Raw genomic sequence first — 19,240 nt, 5'->3', positions numbered from 1 at the left:
TGCGACCGTCAAGATGAGTAGCGCTTTTTGGATTACACTCCAAATTATTGAATTACACTTTTCAGAACATCGTCAATCATTTGTCCATTCGCAATGGTTCCCGTATACAACCAGCTCGAATCTTTGCCAAAATCGTATACATGGCCAGCTTTTACAGCTGGAATTCCCGCCCATACAGGATCTTTTATAATTTCTTCTTTACTTACGTTTTTGCTGTTCACGATAAAGATATAATCGGCATCCAGCTCCGCCAGCTTCTCCAGCGATAAATTACTCCAGTTTGCCTTGGCCGTTTTGGAGATTTCCTGTACTACCTGGGGAATCTTGAAGCCCAAGTCCTTATACAATACATCACCACTGGATAGATTCTGGTTCACGACATACACGTTTTTATCCGTTACCCACAAGGCTGCTGCGGTTTTTTGCCCAACCGTCTGGCTCAGCTTGGTCTTGGCTTCTGCCGCTTTTTTGTCATAGCTGCTTAATGCCTGCTTCGCTTCACTGCTCTTATTCAGCACCTCACCCACGGTCAACAGCTCTTGACGCCAATCATTGTTCATATTACTGCCTACAACGTAGGTGGGGGCGATTTTAGAGTATTGATTATATTTGTCCCCCTCTACCATACTCGCACTGTCCATAATGATTAAATCAGGCTTGAAGTTCAGAACGGCTTCAAACGGAAGGTCAGAAGCGATGGTAGGGACATCCTTCAGTTCTTTTTGCAAGTAGCCCTGAACTGAATTTTTGCCTACCGACCATTGAGCTACAGGTTTAACACCCAGCGCAACCAGATGATCCTCCAGATACGAAGCAATGACACGCTGAGGTTGAGCCGGAATCTTCACCTCATGTCCAAGTGCATCTTTCAGCACCCTTTCTTGTGAGGCTTGCTCCGCTGTATTGTTGGTCCCTTGGGACGTACCTTCCGTTGCAGCAGGACTGGATGTGCCTGAGCATGCACTGAGCAGCAGCGTAAAACTAAGCAATAAAATAAATGCCATGGAATGCCTTGCGTTTCTATTCATTCGTAAAATCCCTTCATCGTAATTTTGATAATGATTATTATCCTCAATAACAGTATGCAGGGCACCACTTTTCGAATCAATGGAACATCCGGACATGTGTAATGGATTTTCCAGACGTTCATCTCTTACAAAAGCAGATGAATGTAAGCTGGCCCGGTAATGAACCGGGGATACGCCGGTATACTTTTTGAATGCCCGGCTAAAAAAGTAGACATCCGGGTATCCCACACCGACAGCAATATCCTGTAAAGTAGCATCCGTCTTCCGCAGAAGCTCCTTCGCCTTGTCCATTCGCAGCCGGATCAGATACATAATCGGGCTGCAATCTGTTTGTTTTTTAAATAATCGGGTCAGGTGCCTTGGACTGCATTCCAACAAACCGGCCAAGCGCTCCAGCGTTATGGACTCCGCATAATGTACCTCCATAAACCGAATCGCCTGTATCACCATATCCCTCGCGGGGATTCGCGCCTTCTGTTCCTGATATTGCCGCATAAATTCATATGCAAAATCAAAGAACCTGCTTTGAGCCTGTACCCTCGACAATGCATCCTGATCCTGCCATGCACGCTCCAGCCGTTGCAGCTTTTGATACAGCATAACCGGATATGGCGGCACAAAACCATGCGCTATAGCGGGAAGTTGATGCACCGCATATCCTGATGGAGAAGTTGCTTTATATAGTACAAGAAAATATTCGATCCCTCGGATCGAGGGGGCCATTTTCAGTTCGAAGCCTTTGCTGCCATGCAGTATGTATCCTGAATGTGCAGTATCATTCCATTCATCACCCAAGCGCACACTACCCTGTAGCACCAAAACAAAAGCCTGCGCCGGAAGACGGTATGGTTGAAGCTGCTGTTCGGGTTCCAGTCGAATATGACGAATGTCCATGATACGGATCGATGAATGGAGCCATGCGGACAGCAGCCTGTTCAGTTCATCTGCTTCATGCTCCTTACCCATTCCACTTTGGGAACCTGTCTGCTTTTTCCGATCCTGCTTCACTGATTAAAGCCTCCGCTCATAAAATAACCATACTATTTTTCCAAACCAACCTCATTATATATCATTCTCTTCATTGATCCTATTTCTTTCATTTCCTAATTGGATATTTTCATGTAGTATAAGTCTAATTGAAGTAACCCTGTTTGGGCTATGCTGAAGCTATACACTTTATGAAGGAGGATTTCAGATTGAAGTCAAATGAAGCAACTTTGCACAAAAAGCTGCGCCCAAGGCATATTACCTTTATGGCAATGGGCGGAGTTATCGGGACCGGTATTTTTAAAGGAAGTACCGAAACGATCAGCTTGGCAGGGCCTGGGGTTATTTTATCCTATGTCTTTGCAGGGCTTCTGCTTCTGGTCGTTATGGGCGCAATTGCCGAGATGGCTACCGTCTACCCTAACATGAATATGAAGGATTTTATTCGCAAAGCTTTTGGAGAGCGGCTTTCCTTTATCATCGGCTGGTTGTATTGCTTCATGTGGCTGGCTGTCTGTGTCATTGAGGTCATCGCTGCGGGAAGCTTCCTGCAATACTGGCTGCCGGATGTCCCCTTATGGGTACTCAGTTTGGCGAGTGCGGCTTTCATTATTGTCGTCAACATGCTGAGTGTCGGCGGTTTTGGGGAACTGGAATTTTGGCTTGCGGGTATTAAGATTGCCATGATTATCATCTTTATCGCCTTGGGTGGCTGTATACTGTTCGGCATTATCCCTACCGAAACTCCGCCCTATCTGAGCAACTACGCGCAGCATGGTGGATTTCTCCCCAATGGCTGGCTGGCTATTTTTTCGGCGCTGCTGGTCGTTACCTTTTCTTACGGAGGGTCCGAGCTGATCGGACTAACGTTAACAGAGACGGAAAATCCGGAAAAGGTACTGCCTAAGGTAGTTAAAAGCTTTATTTTTCGCGTTGTCTTGTTCTATACGTTGCCGATTCTCATCATTTGTGGCTTGATTCCCTGGAATCAGCTGGATGCGAATACCAGTCCGTTTGTACAGGTTCTGTCTTCGGTAGGACTTCAAAGCTCGGCCCATGTCATGAACTTTATCCTGATCACTGCCGTACTGTCTGCCGCCAATTCGGGGATTTACGGTGCTACACGCATGCTGCATTCACTAGCGGTCAATGGGGAAGGACCCAAATCACTTGCGCGGGTATCATCGAATGGAGTTCCAGTGAATAGCCTCAAATTGTGCGCTGTGATTCTGATTGTGGGCTCCATGGTTGCTTATATCGCTCAAGACGGACTGTTCCGTATTTTGATGGCCGTACCTGGCTTCGTCGTGCTGCTCGTCTGGAGCTGTATTTGCCTGTCCCAGTTGAAACTGCGTAAATCTTATCCGATAGAGCCCAGCTTCAAAATATGGGGATTTCCCTATATCACGGCAATAACCATCGGATGTCTGTGGGTGATTGCATTTCTGTTCCTGCTGGACCCGCAAAACCGGATCAGCATTAGCGTATGCGTGGCTTTCATGGCATTCCTGATCATTTGGTCTTTGGTGAAGTTCCGGAGAAAGCAGGCGTAAGCAGCTCATGATTCAATCGTATCTGTTTCCTGTTTCATATGCTTTTCTAGCATTCCCTTTTGCTGCGTTATTGTTCACACTGCCTTTTCTCATCGTGCAATATCGCAGACATGGCTATATTCACAAGGCTAGAGCATGGCTGCTTTACCTGATGCTTTTATACTTGATGAACGCCTTCTTTTTGGTCATTTTACCGCTTCCGTCATCGCGTCATAACGCAGCATTAGCCGGGGGAGCGCTGCAATTCATACCCTTGCAATTCATTCACGACATTGTAAGAGAAACATCCGTCTCACCCGCTCATCCCTCCAGCTATCTTCATTTGCTGAAGGAGCGGGCTTTCCTGCAAGTGGCTTTTAACGTTCTTATGACCGTGCCTTTTGGCATGTTCTTGCGTTATTATTTCCGTGCGCGATGGGGATGGTGTCTGATTCTGTCCTTTGCCCTGTCCCTCTTCTTTGAGGTAACGCAGCTGACAGGACTGTATGGATTTTTTGACCATGCCTATCGTGTGTTCGATGTGGACGATCTGATGGCTAATACATTGGGCGGTATGCTGGGCTTTCTATTGGGCGAATGGTTTTCTCGTTTCCTTCCCCGCCTGGAGCATCTGGACAAGCATTTGGACATGACGACCAAGCGGGTATCCTATACGAGACGGGGCGTAGCCTTTTTCGTGGATTCTATCGTTTGGACCGGGCTGCTCGGCATTATGGAGTCCCTGCATGTACCTGCTGCTTTCTGGGTTTCCAGCGGGGTGTACTTTATGCTCGTTCCTTGCCTGACGAATGGACGAACTCCAGGGAAATGGCTGGTGCGTATTCATCTTACAGGGACAGGAAAACGAATTTCCCTGTGGGGGCTCATCAAGCGCTACAGTCTCTTATACTGGCTGTATTTTGGCCTTAACTACGTGCTGGGTGGTCCTGTGCTATGGTCTCAAGTCTCTCCATGGGTAAGTGTTCTGATCAGCCTCTTATTGCTGGTGATAAACGGATGGTTCTTTTTCCATCTCGTCATACGCCTGTTCAAGAAAGGCCCCTTATTCTATGAAGAGCTTAGTCATACTTCACACCAGATTAGTTGGCCCAAGCACTATCACCGTCCTCAAGGTGACACCGTTGATGCTGCAGAACCACCGGGAGCTCATACGGACGTCTAAGCCAGCATAAAAAAACAGGCGAGGCAAAGGGAGTTCCTTTGTCCGCCTGTTTTTATTTTGCATGTAAATGATAGCTCGCAGCTCTTATTTCCACTGTGCGATTTGATCAATGGGCAAGCGTGTGGACGGATGACCGTCGTTGACTCCTTTACCCATGGAAATGAGCATTACTGGTACATAACGATCTTTATCCAGACCAAAGGCTTCAGCAATTTTAGCCTTGTCATAACCACCGATAGGGTTGGTGTCGTAACCGTGAGCACGCGCTACCAGCATGAGCTGCATAGATACCAGACCACCGTCGATCAGCACCGTTTCTTTGTTCACAACCGGATCAAGCGCTGCAAAATGGGCTGCCACTTTCTCCTGCTGCATTTCCTTTACATCCTTTGGCATATAGCCCAGTTCTACAGCTTCTCCGAAAATTTGCTCAAAATAATCAAAGTTGTTCAAATCTCCGAACACCGCGATCACTGCCGATGAGGTCTCCACTTGACGTTGGTTAAAACTTGCCAGTGGTGCCAGGGTTGCTTTGCCCTCCGGGCTGTCAATCACGAGAAAACGCCATGGCTGCAGGTTAACGGAAGATGGAGCGCGAGTAGCTTCCGTCAAAATCTCAGTCATTTCCTCGCGGCTGATTTTCACAGACGGATCGTATACTTTAATAGAACGACGTCCGAGTGCGATTTCTTTAAAATCATTCGTTTTTACAGTTGTGTTCGTATTGCTCATCCTAATCTCTCCTTGTTCCCCTGTGGGTATAATTTGTTATGATAGGAATTTCAGTCAGTCCATGTCGGAAATATGACCATTCATGACTTGCAGCATATCAGCCAGCTGTCGCCGCTGCGCCTCGTCGAAGCTTTGGAGCAGCCGATCCACAAACTGTGTGCGCTCCTGCCTAAAAGTGATAATATGCTCACGCCCATAATCGGTCAGGCTTACCAAGGTAACCCTGTTGTCCTCTGGCTTGGTGCGGCGTGTGACCATAGCATTCGCTTCAAGCTGCTTCAAATGGCGAGTTACGGCTGCGGCGTCGATGCCAACCTCTTTTTGCAGCAGAGTTTGACTAATCTCCTCCACCTGATACAGCTTGCACAACAGCTGCAATCTGGATGCGCTGATGCCTGCACAACGCTCAAACTTGGAGCTCATCTGCTTGTTCAGCAACAGCAGCATTTCAAAAATATACTCAGCCTCAGATGATGTTTGGGTGATAGCAATCACTCCTCCTTTAAGCATGTCGCCGGGCTTCGCGATTCAACCTTTGATCTATCAATGATTGATCCATCAAGTAATATACATCCTCTTTATAAATAAATCAAGTCCCCGAGAAAAATAAAGTGCCTCTTGGCAAATAAAAGCTGAGCGCCCTCGCGAGGGACACTCAGCTTCTATTTTTATAAGCTTGCTTATTCTATATACGTGTACTCACTTATTTCTCCACTTGTGTCCTAGACTGCCGTTGACTTAGACAATCCCGTGGGACAGCATAGCGTCAGCCACCCGAACGAATCCAGCGATGTTCGCCCCGACAACCAGATTGCCTGGCACGCCGTATTCCTCAGCCGCCTTCACACTGTTGGCATAAATATTTTTCATAATATCATGCAGCTTGGCGTCCACTTCCTCAAAGGTCCACGATAAGCGCATGCTGTTCTGTGACATTTCGAGCGCAGAGACCGCAACCCCGCCTGCATTGGCAGCTTTGGCTGGCCCAAACAGCACTCCACCGTCCAAAAATACTTCAATCGCTTGCAGCGTGGATGGCATATTGGCACCCTCGCCCACAGCTTTTACGCCATTGTTCACCAGCAGTTGTGCTGCATGCTCGTCAATTTCGTTCTGTGTAGCGCATGGCAGTGCGATATCGCATGGAATCGACCAGATGCCGGAACAGCCTTCTGTATATGTTGCGCCTGGACGCTCTTGGGTATACTCGCTAATCCGCAGACGGTTCACTTCTTTGATCTGCTTCACCAGTTCCAAGTCAATGCCTTCGGGATCATAGATGTAGCCATTCGAGTCACTACAGGCAACGACTGTAGCACCGAGCTGCTGTGCCTTTTCAATCGCGTAAATGGATACGTTACCCGAGCCCGACACGACCACTCGCTTACCTTCAAAGGACGTTCCCTGAGCCTGCAGCATCTCATTGACAAAGTACACACAGCCATAACCTGTCGCTTCTGTACGCGTGAGGCTGCCTCCGTAATGAACCCCTTTACCTGTCAGGACACCACCTTCATGTCCTCCGCGAATCCGCTTGTATTGCCCGAACATGTAACCAATCTCACGGCCACCTACCCCAATATCCCCTGCCGGAACGTCGGCATCCGGGCCGATATATTTGTACAGCTCGGTCATGAAGCTTTGTGTAAAGCGCATAACTTCGTTATCTGATTTCCCTTTGGGATCAAAATCGGAGCCGCCTTTGCCACCGCCGATAGGAAGACCTGTCAATGCATTTTTGAAAATTTGCTCAAATCCCAAAAATTTGACGATTCCCAGATATACAGACGGATGGAAGCGGAGTCCACCTTTATAAGGACCAATCGCACTGTTAAACTGTACACGGAAGCCGCGGTTAACCTGTACATTCCCTGCATCATCCACCCAAGGTACACGGAAGGTAATGACACGCTCCGGCTCCACCAGCCGTTCCAAAAGCCCCTGTTGCATATACTTGGGATGCTTAGCCAGCACGGGAACCAACGAATCCAATATTTCCTTGACGGCCTGATGAAATTCATTTTCATGAGGATTGCGCGCGATAACCTTCTCAAAAACGGACTGTACATATTCGGCTGCTGCCTGTTGACTCTGCTCTGAACGGATAATGGTCACTTTTCAATACACCCCTTTATGATTAGCCCCTCTGTCAGATGATGATCCGAGTTGATCTACACCCGCGAGAGTGGAATTTTATGTATTCATAAAATTTAGTTAACTATACATGATTTTTAATATAAATACATCTGATTTGCTTATAAAAAAAATTTGTCCCCTTTATTAAATAACTCTATAAACCTCTCATATCCTGTTATATTCATACAGCTAAATCCCTTGATTTACGGGCTTTTTTCACAATTTTCAAGTATTCTAAACCTCACTCAATATGGGACAATTATGTGAACAAATAAAGCTATTCTTAAATTGTACAGGTGAAATCTACCGTATATTGTTTCCTCTATCTTCGACACACATGCGCCGAACCGGGCAAATGTGAAGGTAACAAAGAGAGGCCACGCACAGTGCGTAACCTCTTTTCCTCATCCTATGGGATATAGCTCGTATTGCCAAAATGATCCTCTACACATAAAAGGCTTCAAGCTGACGCACGATTTCTGCCTCGTCATGCTCTACCACCTGCTGGTGCTGCGGCTTGGAGAACAATTGTTCAATTGGCGCCGGGAACTCCTGCTGAATGTTCACCAGACGGATGGCTTCATCGAATTTGGCCGGATGCGCTGTCGCAAAGGTCACACATACTTCGTCCGCGCCATTATACGCTTCATATGCAGCAATACCGCAAGCCGTATGCGGGTCGAGCAAATAATCGTATTCGGCCTTGTATTTTTGGATCAGCTCCAGACACTGCTCATTCGAAGCACCGAGAGCTTCAAAATCCTGCTGTACCCGTTGCAAATCCTCTGCACTGATCACAATCCGTCCCTCGGTTTTGAGGTTATTCATGTATTCAGATACCTTGGCTGCATCCTCTCCGAGGAAATAGTACAGATATCTTTCGAAATTGCTTGCCACCTGAATGTCCATGGAAGGACTGTATGTGCTTTTGAAGTCGCCTGGCTTGTATTCACCTGTCTTCACAAAGCGCTCCAAAATATTATTTTCATTCGTTGCAATAATCAGCTTATGGATCGGCAGGCCCATTTTCTTCGCGAGAAAGCCGGAAAAAATATTGCCAAAGTTGCCGGATGGTACGCTGACATTGATCTTTTTCGCACCCGCTGACTCCTGCGCCCGGAAATAGGCATAGAAGTAATACACCGTCTGCGCCAAAATGCGCACAAAGTTAATCGAATTAATCGCACGCAGATGATGCTTGCCTTTAAAATCGAGATCTGCAAACAGGTCCTTGATGACTTTTTGACAATCGTCAAAGTTTCCTTTTACAGACAGATTCAGTACATTTTTATCGTCAACCGTCGTCATTTGCAGCTCCTGTACCTTGCTCACCTTTTGGTGCGGATGCAAAATACAGATTTTAATGCCTTCCTTGCCACGCACGCCCTGAATGGCTGCCGCTCCGGTATCGCCTGAGGTTGCGCCCAAAATGTGAATGATCTCATTCTGCTTTTTGGATACATACGAATAAAATTCACCCATAAATTGCAGTGCCACATCCTTGAACGCAAACGTAGGGCCGTGGAACAGCTCCAAAATAGACAGGGATTCGCTAATCTTCTTCACTGGCGTGACTTCCGGGTGACGGAAGCTTGCATAACTACGTTCCACCAACTGCTCCAGATCTTCACGAGGAATTTCATCATTGATATACAGCGCAAAAACTTCCAGCAGCAGCTCCCTGTAGCTCAATGTAGCCCATTGCTCCAGCGTAGCCGCAGACACCACCGGAATCTGCTCCGGTACCATCAAACCGCCATCGTCAGCTAACCCCATGAGCACGGTATCAATAAATCCCTTGGCTTCTACTCGACCTCTAGTGCTTATATATCTCATATCCATCCCCCAATAAAAATTCAATTCGAACCTTTTTCGAATATATTATTGTCTATAATACCCTGTCGCGGTGCTGTAACCAAGCCTTTTTTTCATATTTTTAAAACCTTTCTCCTACTTTACCATACCCCGAAGCATCAGGCATCTGTAATCGCCAGGCAATCGGAACGCCAGAAACAGACTGTAAATATGGAAAGAAGGAGATTGCTCCAGTACTTATGAGCCTGAAATCGAGAGTGAAGCCAGCTTGAGTGAAGGTGAAGTGCAGCTTCCCGTAAAACGCAAATCATTGCCAACCTCCTCTACCTGCTGCAACACATCAAAAAAGTTGCCAGATACGGTAATCTGATTGACCGCTCTGACCACTTGCCCCTGCTCAATCCAGTATCCCAGACAAGCCAGCGAAAAATTACCGGACGCTGTATTCGTTCCCGCATGCAGTCCTTGCAGCTCAACGATCATCAACCCACGATCCATCCTGCGAATCATATCCTCCAACGCAGAGGTGCCTGGTTCCACATACAGATTATGATATGACACACCGATTTTGCCGTTATAGCTGCCCTTGGAAGCATTGGAGGTACTCTGCACCCCGGCTTTGCGAGCGGTCTTGCGGTTATGGAAATACGTCCGTAGTTCCCCGGCCTTGATGATCTCGTTACGGCGCGTTGCGCTGCCTTCGGCATCAAACGTACTACCTGCCGGAACGTTCTTCATAAGCGGATCATCAATCAGCGTGATATGCCCGCTTGCCACCTTTTGCCCCAGTTTCCCAGCCAATCGCGAAAAGCCTTTATCCACCGACTCCGCTGAAAATACCGTCGTATACGCAGCCAGCAATTGCGCTGCTGCATCATGACGGAAAATGACCGGATAGTTATCCGATTGAATCGTGTGAGCCCCCAGACGGGAAACAGCCACTTGTACCGCCCTGTGCGCCACATCTGCAATATCGATTTCTTCCACACTCCGCAGGGAATAATCATGCCAGCCCCCGGTAACGGTCTCATCATGTTCTGTTGCGATGACGTATACATATGCGGTCGCCAGGCTTTTGCGGCGATGACAATGCAGTCCCTTTGTATTCACAATCAGGACCTCATTTTCACGAATGCTGACCGAGCAATGCCGAGCCATCACAATCCGCGGATCTGCGGCAAGCGCTGTGCGTTCCATTTCCAGCGCAGCCTCGATAAGTATCTCGGGTGCAGTATCGGCCAGCTCGGCGGCATAGGCTTGCTGCTCAGGGTAGCTTTCAGAGCCCTCGAACAGTTCATCCTGCTCCTCGCTCTCCAGTATGACTGCGTTGCTGCGTGCCTCTTCCAATAAAAAGTCGATCACGTCCGGCTCCAGCTTCTCCGTAGAGGCATAGCCCAATTTCCCATTAATGACGCCCCGGAAGGAAAGCCCACCGTTTTCGACGATTGTATATTGGTCAATTTCTCCCTTCAATACCTTTACCGAGGTAGATCGTCCATTCACATAGTAGATTTCCATATCCGCGTAGCCGATTTCCCGCCCCTTCGTGAACAGTGCTTCCTGAAATTGCTGAATATTCATCGCTTATTCCCCCTTCCGTCCGCCGACGGTCATCTCGGACACTCGTATCGTTGGCTGTCCGCAATTGACCGGAAGACTTCCGCTGACCGAGCCGCACATGCCCTGACCATGATCCAGATTGTTGCCGACCATATCAATATTTTGCAGGGTTTCAATCCCTTTGCCGATCAGCGTTGCACCTTTGACCGGCTCAGCAATTTTACCGTTGCGAATCATATACGCCTCTTCGACTGCAAAATTAAACTCGCTCGTCGAGGTGTTGACCGAGCCGCCGCCCAGCGATTTGGCATAGATCCCGTACTCCGTATTGGCAATAATTTCTTCACGGGTGGACTCGCCATTCGCAATAAACGTATTGTTCATACGGGATGCAGGCGCAAATTTATAGGATTGTCTTCGTCCCGACCCTGTCGCAGTCATACCCATCTGACGCGAGCCCATTCGGTCGATCAGATATCCTTTTAAAATGCCGTTCTCGATCAGTACGTTGCGCTGTGTCGGCGCTCCTTCATCATCGATATTGAGCGAGCCCCATGCGTTCGGAATCGTTCCGTCATCCACAGCCGTGACCAGCGGTGAAGCCACCTGCTGCCCGATTTTATTCGCGAACACGGACGTTCCATGGGCCACCGCCGTAGACTCCAGCCCGTGTCCACATGCCTCGTGAAAAAGAACACCCCCGAAGCCGTTCTCAATCACGACAGGCAGTCTGCCGCTGGGCGCATATCCCGCTTTGACCATCGTGGACGCAATACGGGCGGCGTGTCTCGCATTTTCTTCGATATTTAGATTCTCCAGGAATTCAGTCCCCGCATACGCTCCAGGCCCGCGAAAACCAGATTGTCTATGCTCCCCAGCGGTCGCAATGGCGCTTATTCTCATGCGTGTATACGTGCGGGTATCTTCCACCAGTAGTCCATTGCTATTGGCGATCAGTACGTTCTGGATCGAGTTGCTAATCCCAATGGAGGTTTGCGTGATGGAAGGATCGTACTGGCTGGCCGCCTCATGCGTACGTCTCATCATCTCGATCTTGGCGCGCTTCTGTGATCCGTCAGGAATGATGGCAATCGGATGTTGGTTAGGGATCGCGTGGGGATGGAGTGTAATTGGTCGTGTACCTGGCGCTCCACCTCCGCGAATGGCCTTGGCTGCCGATTTTGCCAGTCGAATCAGGCTCTGTTCGCTCATGTCACTGGTGTAGGCGTACACCGAAAAATGCTCCTTCATGATCCGAATGCCAATCCCGAAATCCCGGCCTGACAGCGCCGTATCCACGACTCCCCCAGTCATGCCCAGTTGTCCATTGGTGCGGTCCTCGACGAACACCTCTGCAAAATCACCGCCCGTCTCCAGCGCGGCTTGCAGCATATCTTGAATCTGTGTTGGATGTATCATCACGTTCCTCCTCGTATTTGCCATGTTTCATATTGAACGGTTAAGCGATCAAGATAATATGCGGGTTCATGTTTATTTCCCATAACTTTACTATACATGATGTTGGATGTGGGTGTAACTATCTGGGCGTAGGGTGCTTGCAGGGGGAGTGGTTTGGGAGAGGGCGAAGATTTCATGTGTGGGGATTGGGAGAGGGAAAATAGGAAAACCCGATTAGACCGTGAAGGGTCATATCGGGTTTGACTTTTTAAGGAGGTAGTACGTGCAACTAAGACCGCTACGTAGACGGATCATTCTTCCGATCGCTGTTGCCCCCAGATTTTTTTGAATTATATTTTAAAGGTAAAAATCCGGTTTCAAAGGCGAACGCTTCGCTTCTCCAGAACGATTCCGTCCCCTCCGCTGCTATGCTTGGGTTTGCTTCATTTTGTTTCAATTTCTAACTGATTAGTTAAAATACTTTTCTCTAAACGGATATAGTACAATACATGGTTTAGTTCAATCTCCGTTGAGTGTAAATAATAAGCAGCTTCCTTAACTGCATCCATGCTCAACGCTCCTGCTTTGGCAGCGATAATGTTAAACGCATCTCCAAGTAATTTAATACAAGTTTGAATCCTCTCTGTGTATTGCTTTTCAAGTTCTACTAACTTTTCATACTCCGCTACCATGTCACTCTGAGAAGTCAAAATATCCCCCACCTTTTGGTACGTATATGAGTACCAGTTTTACAAAAATTATATGTTACGTTTATGCGTATCGTCAAGAAAAATTTGTAAAATAAGGTGGGAGCCCTAATGGCAAAGAAAGTAGTTATGAAAATAAACGAAATAACGAGAAAACACAATATCTCCTTGAGAGAATTATCACGTTTATCAGATGTACGTCACGCCGCTCTAAGCGAACTTCAATCAGGTAAACGTGAGAGTATTAATTTTAATCACATTGAAAGAATAGCCGAGGCTATGAATATTGAAGATATTCGCGAGATTATTGATTTGGTTGAGATAGAAGAAAAGGAATAGTCATCATTAGCTTTTTGCCCTTACACAGAAACACATAGGTATGCCGAGCACTCTCTTGATCATTTGTAATTGAATAGTTGGCTGTAAAGCCCTTTTCCAACAAACGTTTGAGTTTGTCATTATCCTCCTCATTACGTCCACGTTCCGTTTCGATTGTCATAATTGGGAGGATATTTTTCTTTTTCCTGATCGGCTTGCTGTTATTGGATTGTCAGTATATTGATTGGTTATGTACTCTGTTGTAGCATCGAATTGCTTATTCATTATTTTCTCGTGCAAAATGTAATACATAAAGGTTTCACTCGTTTGTTTAGCATCTACTAAAGTGTAGGCCAGCGGAAATTCGCCAGTTTGCTCTGTTACATCGTCAAATTGATATTGCCATAGGTAGTATTGCCTTTTTTTGATCATATGTCATCCTCCGATATTTATAATGCAACAATAGAACAAATGTTCTTGATTATAATATAACAAATGCACGTTTAGTTTAAAAGACCGGGACTTGAGAAACTTAAAATTTCATGGGGAACAAGAAAAAACCGAGGACGATATACCTCTCGGCTGTCAAAAATGTAGATGAACAAGTTGAGATTATAATATCTATCTATTTCACAATCATACTTAGCTGAAATTGAGTATTTGTGCTCATTATTACGAATCACATTTACTTTCGTCCCAAATCAGCGCGGCTTGCTTTAAAATATCGTTCTCCATTTTAAGTCGCTGATTCTCTTTTCGCAGTGCAATGAGTTCGTTCTCTTCAGGAGAACGATTATCCTTCTCCGCGAATGAGCCTGAGGTTTGAGCTTGTTTAATCCAACAATCTAAGGCAGATGCACTTAATTCGTATTCCTCCACAATATCTGCTCTTGATTTTCCATTCTCATATAGTTGAACCACTTGTCTCTTGAACTCGTCTGTAAATGTACGTCTTTTTCTTGGCATAGTAGATCCGCTCCTTGTTATGTTGTAACTATTCTACTAGCCCTTAATTTTTCTGTCCAGCTAAGTGTATCCGATCCAAGAGCATGAATGGTGGGCAGGATGGAAAAAAGAGATGAAGGATTTACATAACTTTAAAATAAAATTGTGGGATACCATCAAGTTAACTACAAAACTTAAAAAAATAGGTTGTTTAATCGTTATTTTTCAGATAATCAATCAAAAAAAGAAGAATTTAGCAAGGATTTTCGTAATACGATTTCAATTATGAGTGAAAATCCGCTTTATTATGACCTTGATTTTCTTGATCACATAGATGAATTAACGCATAAGAGGCAAGCAGATGAATTTATCATAAAACGAGAAACTCCAATGTTTTCTTACACAAGAGAGTTTAACATGACTTTTGCCGTTAATAGTGGAGTGTTAATGAATAACGAAGAAGCGAGAGTTAGGATTACAGAGTTACTTAAATTAATCATTAAGGAATACAAGAGGCTTGTCAAAGATTGAGAACAGCCTTACAGATTGATGTTTAAAGCAAAGGGCATTTACCTATTCATCAATCTGCTAAAAAGATGTCTTCGATTTACTTAGAAATCAAGAAAATTTAGTATCTCATCATAAAACAACTCTGCATTCTCTAATCGATTAAGAGCTTGTTCTACATTTTTCTTACGAATTTCTCCTGTTAAATCTTCAGAAACTCTGGATTTGTAATAACCAGTTCCGTCTCCCCAATATGTTAAGGGATTTTCCCAAGAATGATAGTTGTACAATCCCGCTTCAGTTATTTTAAAGTAGGATTCACGGTTTTTCTTATAAAAATTATCGTATTCTGAATTTATTTTAGACTCAAGAGAACTCTTACATATCGATTCAATCTTGTCACCATTATGAAAGAGTCCACTGATCTCCCCCAACATTCGTGTTTTAATTTCAAAACATTTCTTTTGAAATTCCTCTCCCCCAAGCTTATGAACCATATCATACAGGTTAAAGCTATTGTATTTTCCCCATCTATTAACCGAAGCTCTTAACACCGAAGGATGTTCACTCATAATTTCTTTTTTAAAATCACCAATAAAATCATAGGTTTTCTTCATAACATCAACTTTTGCATTATAAATTATGTCTTTACAATGTGTGAGTTTATACACTGCTTCCTTTGTAATGCTATTTTGATTTAGAAATTGGATATTCTCTAAATGTCCTGTCAATTCTTTTATATATCTTGCATACATCCTCTTCAGTCCGTGCTCAATTGCTCCGAAGAAATCAGCTTTTTCTTTACTGTATTCAGAAGGATCCAGTTCATATATCTTTCCTGATTTATTTGAGTAATCAATTCCATAAAATGAATTGTAAAAAATAAAATTATCAGAACTATAATTAATTCCTATCAACTTGTCTATTACTTGTCCAATTTTTCGTTTCTTCCCCAATTCTCTATGCCCATTCGCACTATTGGCTTTATCCAGTTCATTTCCTCTCTCGATACCAGTTATAAAAACTCTAAAGTTTAGATCCTGATTTTCTTTAATAAGCGTTTGTTTTAATATATTGAATAAATTTGGGTTTTCACCAAAGCTACCAATTTCATCACACATAATTGAGATACTACTTACGTCCATAATCGCATCTTGAATATCTTTACGCTCTCCTCCGTCGATTCCCCTCGTGTCAATAATTTTATCAATAAATGAAGGCATCCCCAGATCAATATCATCTTTATTAATATATATAGTTATCTTTTTAGGCAAAGGACTTTCATGCAGTTTCCCATCATTTATATTTTCATATGTGTCTTTTAGCCACTTTTTAAAGTTATCTCCATTACAAAAATGCTCTATTTTAGTTCTATTCTCGTACTTGAGGAACTCAAGAAGAGACTCTTCAAATTTATCTGTTGTAACGTTCACTATCAAACGTTCTTTAATATAATTATACTTCTCTTCATTTTTTGTAATACTCTCTGGGATTTCTAACATATTTTCAATAAATCGTTTTAACTCATCAGATAATATTTTTTTACCAATATTCCCATTAGGAGTAATCATTTTGCAATATTCTTTTATCAGCACTTTAAAATCCTCTATACTGGTAGCCTCAATAACGATTTTACTTTCGTTATCTTGAGTTTGTACGATCACAGTCTCACAGACAGTCGTTCGTCCCGATGCAGTCTTTAATAGCATGGCCTCTGACAGTATTTTTCCAACTACAAATCTATCTTCATCGATTAGATTGAACAAATTGCATATAGCAGTTGATTTACCTACAGCAACCTTCCCATTGAAAAAAATGTTATATTTTTCAACAGAACATATTCCCTTTATTTGAGTTACTCTTCTATAAATGTACTCTCCTATTTTCCGAATGATTTCATGATTCTCTGGATTATCCTTGATTTCTTTTGACTCTACGAGTAATTGATCAGCTAAATTCACAACATTTTCTTTGTATAACATTATCCGCCCATACCACAATTGCGGCATGGTTCACCTCCGTTCATAATTCTCATATTCATTTTTTCTAAAAACATTTTTTTTGATCCATAAGCAGTCTATTCAGATTTTCAAAAACAACCTCATGTAAATTTTCAATCCCTAAAAATTGTTCAAAATCACGATAGATTAAAGGAATGTCATCTGGTACAGCCTGCCGATTATTATATTTACTATACGGTCCATCGGTTTCAATCAATATTTGTCGCAAAGGTATTCTTTGAATTAATTCCCTTCCTTTTTTTGTTCTTAGCATTGAAGGGTTTAAAGATAAATAATAATTGGATTCGATAATATCTTGTAAATTCTTTATACTTCCCGTATACCAATGAAAAACAGCATGCTTAACCCCAAACTCCTTCAAATTCGTCAAAACATCAAGTTCCGCATTTCGTGAATGAACAGACATTATTTTATTCTTGCCAGCGGTTTTGTGACAAATGTGTCGAAAAATTCTGATTTGCTCATCCCGATTCTTAATATGATTTTTTGTGAAGTCAAGCCCAACTTCACCTACATATTTAGTTTCATCAAGGTATTCATCAAAATACTTCTCTTTGAACGGTCGTATGCTAATCATTTCTGGATGATAACCTAATGCTATTTTGACATACTTTGACTCTGGAAAGGTGTCCTTAGCCTTTTTAAAAACTTCTGGAAAATTCGTCACAAATAGAGCATAGATCTTTTGATTGCTATAGAAATCATAAATTGTTTTATAGTTTGGGTAATAATCAATATGAACATGAAAATCAACAAAGTTCTTCATAGCTTTCCTTTAGATCCATATAATTTTTTAATCCGCCTCCGTTAGTTACTTCTTCATAATCAATCATTTGTAAGATTTCTCTTAAAGATTCTCTGTAAACTCTCTCGTAGGAGTTTATTTCGACGCTCGTTAAAGGACCTTGTATGCGAAGCAAGCGTCTTATGAACAATTGATCATGCCTTTTTTCTACATATCTTTTTAACGTGAACAAAATTGCTTTAAGGTCACTTGCCTTTCCATCAAGTTTATTGTTTTCCTCAATGAATCTTCGGTTTAATTCATAATTTGGATTATATTGATCATCAATAAATCCATTGACGATTAACGAAGCTCTACGTATGAGGCAAGGATAACAGTAACCGCAGTTTACAGGTGGACTAACTCCATCATATCTCCCTTGGCATGGATGAGAACAAGATAAGGTTTCCTTAAACTTCTCTCGAAATACAATATTATTTTTATGTTCTTCGACAATTTCTCCTTTTGTCATTGTAGAATAGAAATTCATTACTTGATGAGTAACTCCAATTTCATCAAGAACCTCATTTAGTAATTTTAGAAAATAAGGATGTGTAGTTCTGGTACTACAGCTTCCACTTCTACTTTGTGTTAAAGGAACATTAATACCGATAAATCCATTTTCAGGTATATAGACTGGTGTGTACTCTCCAATAATTGAAGCAACTGCTACTGCACCCGTAATGAACAAGAATGATCTACTTCTGCTTGTACTCTCACCAACAACACTTTCATTTATATTGAATGGCTTACCTGGTGTAACGCTGAATTGAACAAAGTCTGAGCTTTGCTGATCATAAGCTTCTTGTATTTCTTTGAATAGATCCTGTTGCCTTTTAATGAGCAACGAGTATTCTTTAAAACCCAAGAATAGCGGATTCTTTTTTTCTTCCATAAGCTTTAATGCACCGCAGAATGAGTCCAATCCTCCCGAAAATAATGATATACAATCAAAAGAAGCCTTGTTTTTCACACTATACTTTTTATTGATCTTATCGCCTCTGAATCTTTCTTCAGTAGGATAGAAAGATAAGATCCAATTGTCCCCGCTTAAAAATGATAGTGTTTTCTCCAACTTATTCTTGACTGATAACCATTTCTGAAATTCTAATACGGGAATGTGTACGTTTAATTCCCTACTCCACCCATCTGTTGAGAACCTTCTTGATATTTTCTTATCGACTGTAAAGACCGCCATTCCAATGATCAAAAAATCTTCGATAATTGGAGATAAGTTCTCCATACTAAACATTCGCCACAAGTTCTCTATGTCCGTCTTAATATTGGACTTGTTGTTTTTAGATGATATATTAAATGTTGTTCCCTCGGTTTGTACTTGCTGTTCATTTTTCACAATCCATACATTGCTCATACGGAATCACCCCACTGTTTAAAAATCCCCCATACTTCTTCACACTTTTTTTCAAGATACTCTCTTCCTTCTCTCCCTCTCCAATCCATACTTTTGGATTGTCAACATTAAATCAAACAACTTTTTTAAGGGCTAATTTTCGATAGTGAATTGGAGTCATGTACCCCAGTGTTCCATGAATTCGATGCTTGTTATACCAATTTACATAGTCAAAA

The 19,240-nt window shown here is 43.4% G+C and carries 17 protein-coding genes and 1 pseudogene; 4 read left to right on the top strand and 14 right to left on the bottom strand.

Annotated features, from left to right (window positions below):
• Positions 1 to 44 precede the first annotated feature (44 nt).
• Positions 45 to 2,036 carry an AraC family transcriptional regulator gene (locus BAZ21_RS28265; protein WP_084011897.1) on the bottom strand — a complete coding sequence of 664 codons (1,992 nt, stop codon included), beginning with the start codon at positions 2,034 to 2,036 and terminating at the stop codon, positions 45 to 47.
• 188 nt (positions 2,037 to 2,224) lie between these two features.
• Between BAZ21_RS28265 and BAZ21_RS24195 the strand changes: the two genes are divergently transcribed.
• Together BAZ21_RS24195 and BAZ21_RS24190 are read left to right on the top strand one after the other, a co-directional pair.
• Positions 2,225 to 3,568 carry an amino acid permease gene (locus BAZ21_RS24195; protein ID WP_068505453.1) on the top strand — a complete coding sequence of 448 codons (1,344 nt, stop codon included), beginning with the start codon at positions 2,225 to 2,227 and terminating at the stop codon, positions 3,566 to 3,568.
• Between the two features lie 7 nt (positions 3,569 to 3,575).
• Positions 3,576 to 4,730, top strand: coding sequence for a VanZ family protein (locus BAZ21_RS24190; RefSeq protein ID WP_068505452.1), 1,155 nt, complete (start codon positions 3,576 to 3,578; stop codon positions 4,728 to 4,730).
• Between the two features lie 84 nt (positions 4,731 to 4,814).
• Here the strand turns inward: BAZ21_RS24190 and BAZ21_RS24185 are convergent, their stop codons facing one another.
• The 7 genes from BAZ21_RS24185 to BAZ21_RS24155 all read right to left on the bottom strand — a co-directional run bounded on the left by BAZ21_RS24185 (position 4,815) and on the right by BAZ21_RS24155 (position 13,063).
• Positions 4,815 to 5,462 carry a nitroreductase family protein gene (locus BAZ21_RS24185; protein ID WP_068505451.1) on the bottom strand — a complete coding sequence of 216 codons (648 nt, stop codon included), beginning with the start codon at positions 5,460 to 5,462 and terminating at the stop codon, positions 4,815 to 4,817.
• 54 nt (positions 5,463 to 5,516) lie between these two features.
• Positions 5,517 to 5,909, bottom strand: a complete 393-nt coding sequence (locus BAZ21_RS24180) for a MarR family winged helix-turn-helix transcriptional regulator (protein WP_029389999.1) — start codon at positions 5,907 to 5,909, stop codon at positions 5,517 to 5,519.
• A 291-nt stretch (positions 5,910 to 6,200) separates the two neighbouring features.
• A complete protein-coding gene (gene gdhA, locus BAZ21_RS24175; RefSeq protein ID WP_068505450.1) occupies positions 6,201 to 7,577 on the bottom strand; it encodes an NADP-specific glutamate dehydrogenase in 1,377 nt (458 codons plus the stop codon).
• A 465-nt stretch (positions 7,578 to 8,042) separates the two neighbouring features.
• The gene (gene thrC / locus BAZ21_RS24170; protein ID WP_068505449.1) at positions 8,043 to 9,434 is read right to left on the bottom strand and encodes a threonine synthase; all 1,392 of its coding nucleotides are present in this window, start codon (positions 9,432 to 9,434) and stop codon (positions 8,043 to 8,045) included.
• 216 nt (positions 9,435 to 9,650) lie between these two features.
• The gene (locus BAZ21_RS24165) at positions 9,651 to 10,994 is read right to left on the bottom strand and encodes a TldD/PmbA family protein (protein ID WP_068505448.1); all 1,344 of its coding nucleotides are present in this window, start codon (positions 10,992 to 10,994) and stop codon (positions 9,651 to 9,653) included.
• A gap of 3 nt (positions 10,995 to 10,997) precedes the next feature.
• Complete coding sequence (locus tag BAZ21_RS24160) at positions 10,998 to 12,392, bottom strand: TldD/PmbA family protein (RefSeq protein WP_068505447.1); 1,395 nt, start codon at positions 12,390 to 12,392, stop codon at positions 10,998 to 11,000.
• A 422-nt stretch (positions 12,393 to 12,814) separates the two neighbouring features.
• Positions 12,815 to 13,063, bottom strand: coding sequence for a hypothetical protein (locus tag BAZ21_RS24155; RefSeq protein WP_039774265.1), 249 nt, complete (start codon positions 13,061 to 13,063; stop codon positions 12,815 to 12,817).
• Positions 13,064 to 13,189: 126 nt separating this feature from the next.
• On the opposite strand from BAZ21_RS24155, the gene BAZ21_RS24150 reads away from it, so the two are divergent.
• Positions 13,190 to 13,417, top strand: coding sequence for a helix-turn-helix domain-containing protein (locus BAZ21_RS24150; protein ID WP_068505446.1), 228 nt, complete (start codon positions 13,190 to 13,192; stop codon positions 13,415 to 13,417).
• A gap of 156 nt (positions 13,418 to 13,573) precedes the next feature.
• Here the strand turns inward: BAZ21_RS24150 and BAZ21_RS24145 are convergent, their stop codons facing one another.
• Both BAZ21_RS24145 and BAZ21_RS24140 read right to left on the bottom strand, forming a co-directional pair.
• Positions 13,574 to 13,828 (bottom strand): hypothetical protein, encoded by a 255-nt coding sequence (locus tag BAZ21_RS24145; protein WP_068505445.1) that lies wholly within the window; start codon positions 13,826 to 13,828, stop codon positions 13,574 to 13,576.
• A 212-nt stretch (positions 13,829 to 14,040) separates the two neighbouring features.
• A pseudogene (locus tag BAZ21_RS24140) lies at positions 14,041 to 14,362 on the bottom strand (transposase); the annotation flags it as partial.
• A 186-nt stretch (positions 14,363 to 14,548) separates the two neighbouring features.
• Between BAZ21_RS24140 and BAZ21_RS24135 the strand changes: the two are divergent.
• Positions 14,549 to 14,872, top strand: coding sequence for a hypothetical protein (locus BAZ21_RS24135; RefSeq protein ID WP_176718210.1), 324 nt, complete (start codon positions 14,549 to 14,551; stop codon positions 14,870 to 14,872).
• A gap of 80 nt (positions 14,873 to 14,952) precedes the next feature.
• Here the strand turns inward: BAZ21_RS24135 and BAZ21_RS24130 are convergent, their stop codons facing one another.
• The 4 genes from BAZ21_RS24130 to BAZ21_RS28260 all read right to left on the bottom strand — a co-directional run.
• Positions 14,953 to 16,857 (bottom strand): hypothetical protein, encoded by a 1,905-nt coding sequence (locus BAZ21_RS24130; protein WP_068505442.1) that lies wholly within the window; start codon positions 16,855 to 16,857, stop codon positions 14,953 to 14,955.
• A gap of 37 nt (positions 16,858 to 16,894) precedes the next feature.
• Positions 16,895 to 17,635: a TatD family hydrolase gene (locus tag BAZ21_RS24125; protein WP_068505441.1), complete on the bottom strand. Its 741-nt coding sequence runs from the start codon at positions 17,633 to 17,635 to the stop codon at positions 16,895 to 16,897.
• On the bottom strand, positions 17,619 to 19,025 hold the full coding sequence (gene qatC, locus BAZ21_RS24120; RefSeq protein WP_068505440.1) for a Qat anti-phage system QueC-like protein QatC: 1,407 nt from the start codon (positions 19,023 to 19,025) through the stop codon (positions 17,619 to 17,621). Before qatC ends, BAZ21_RS24125 begins: the two co-directional genes overlap by 17 nt.
• A gap of 112 nt (positions 19,026 to 19,137) precedes the next feature.
• Positions 19,138 to 19,240, bottom strand: a 103-nt coding sequence (locus BAZ21_RS28260) for an IS3 family transposase (protein WP_141694956.1), incomplete at its 5' end; no start/stop codon positions are given.

It is taken from the genome of Paenibacillus kribbensis, assembly GCF_001705305.1.
GTDB classification, from domain to species: Bacteria; Bacillota; Bacilli; order Paenibacillales; family Paenibacillaceae; genus Paenibacillus; species Paenibacillus kribbensis_B.
The sequence above is the reverse complement of the archived record's forward strand: the minus strand, read 5'-3'. Positions and strand labels throughout refer to the sequence as shown.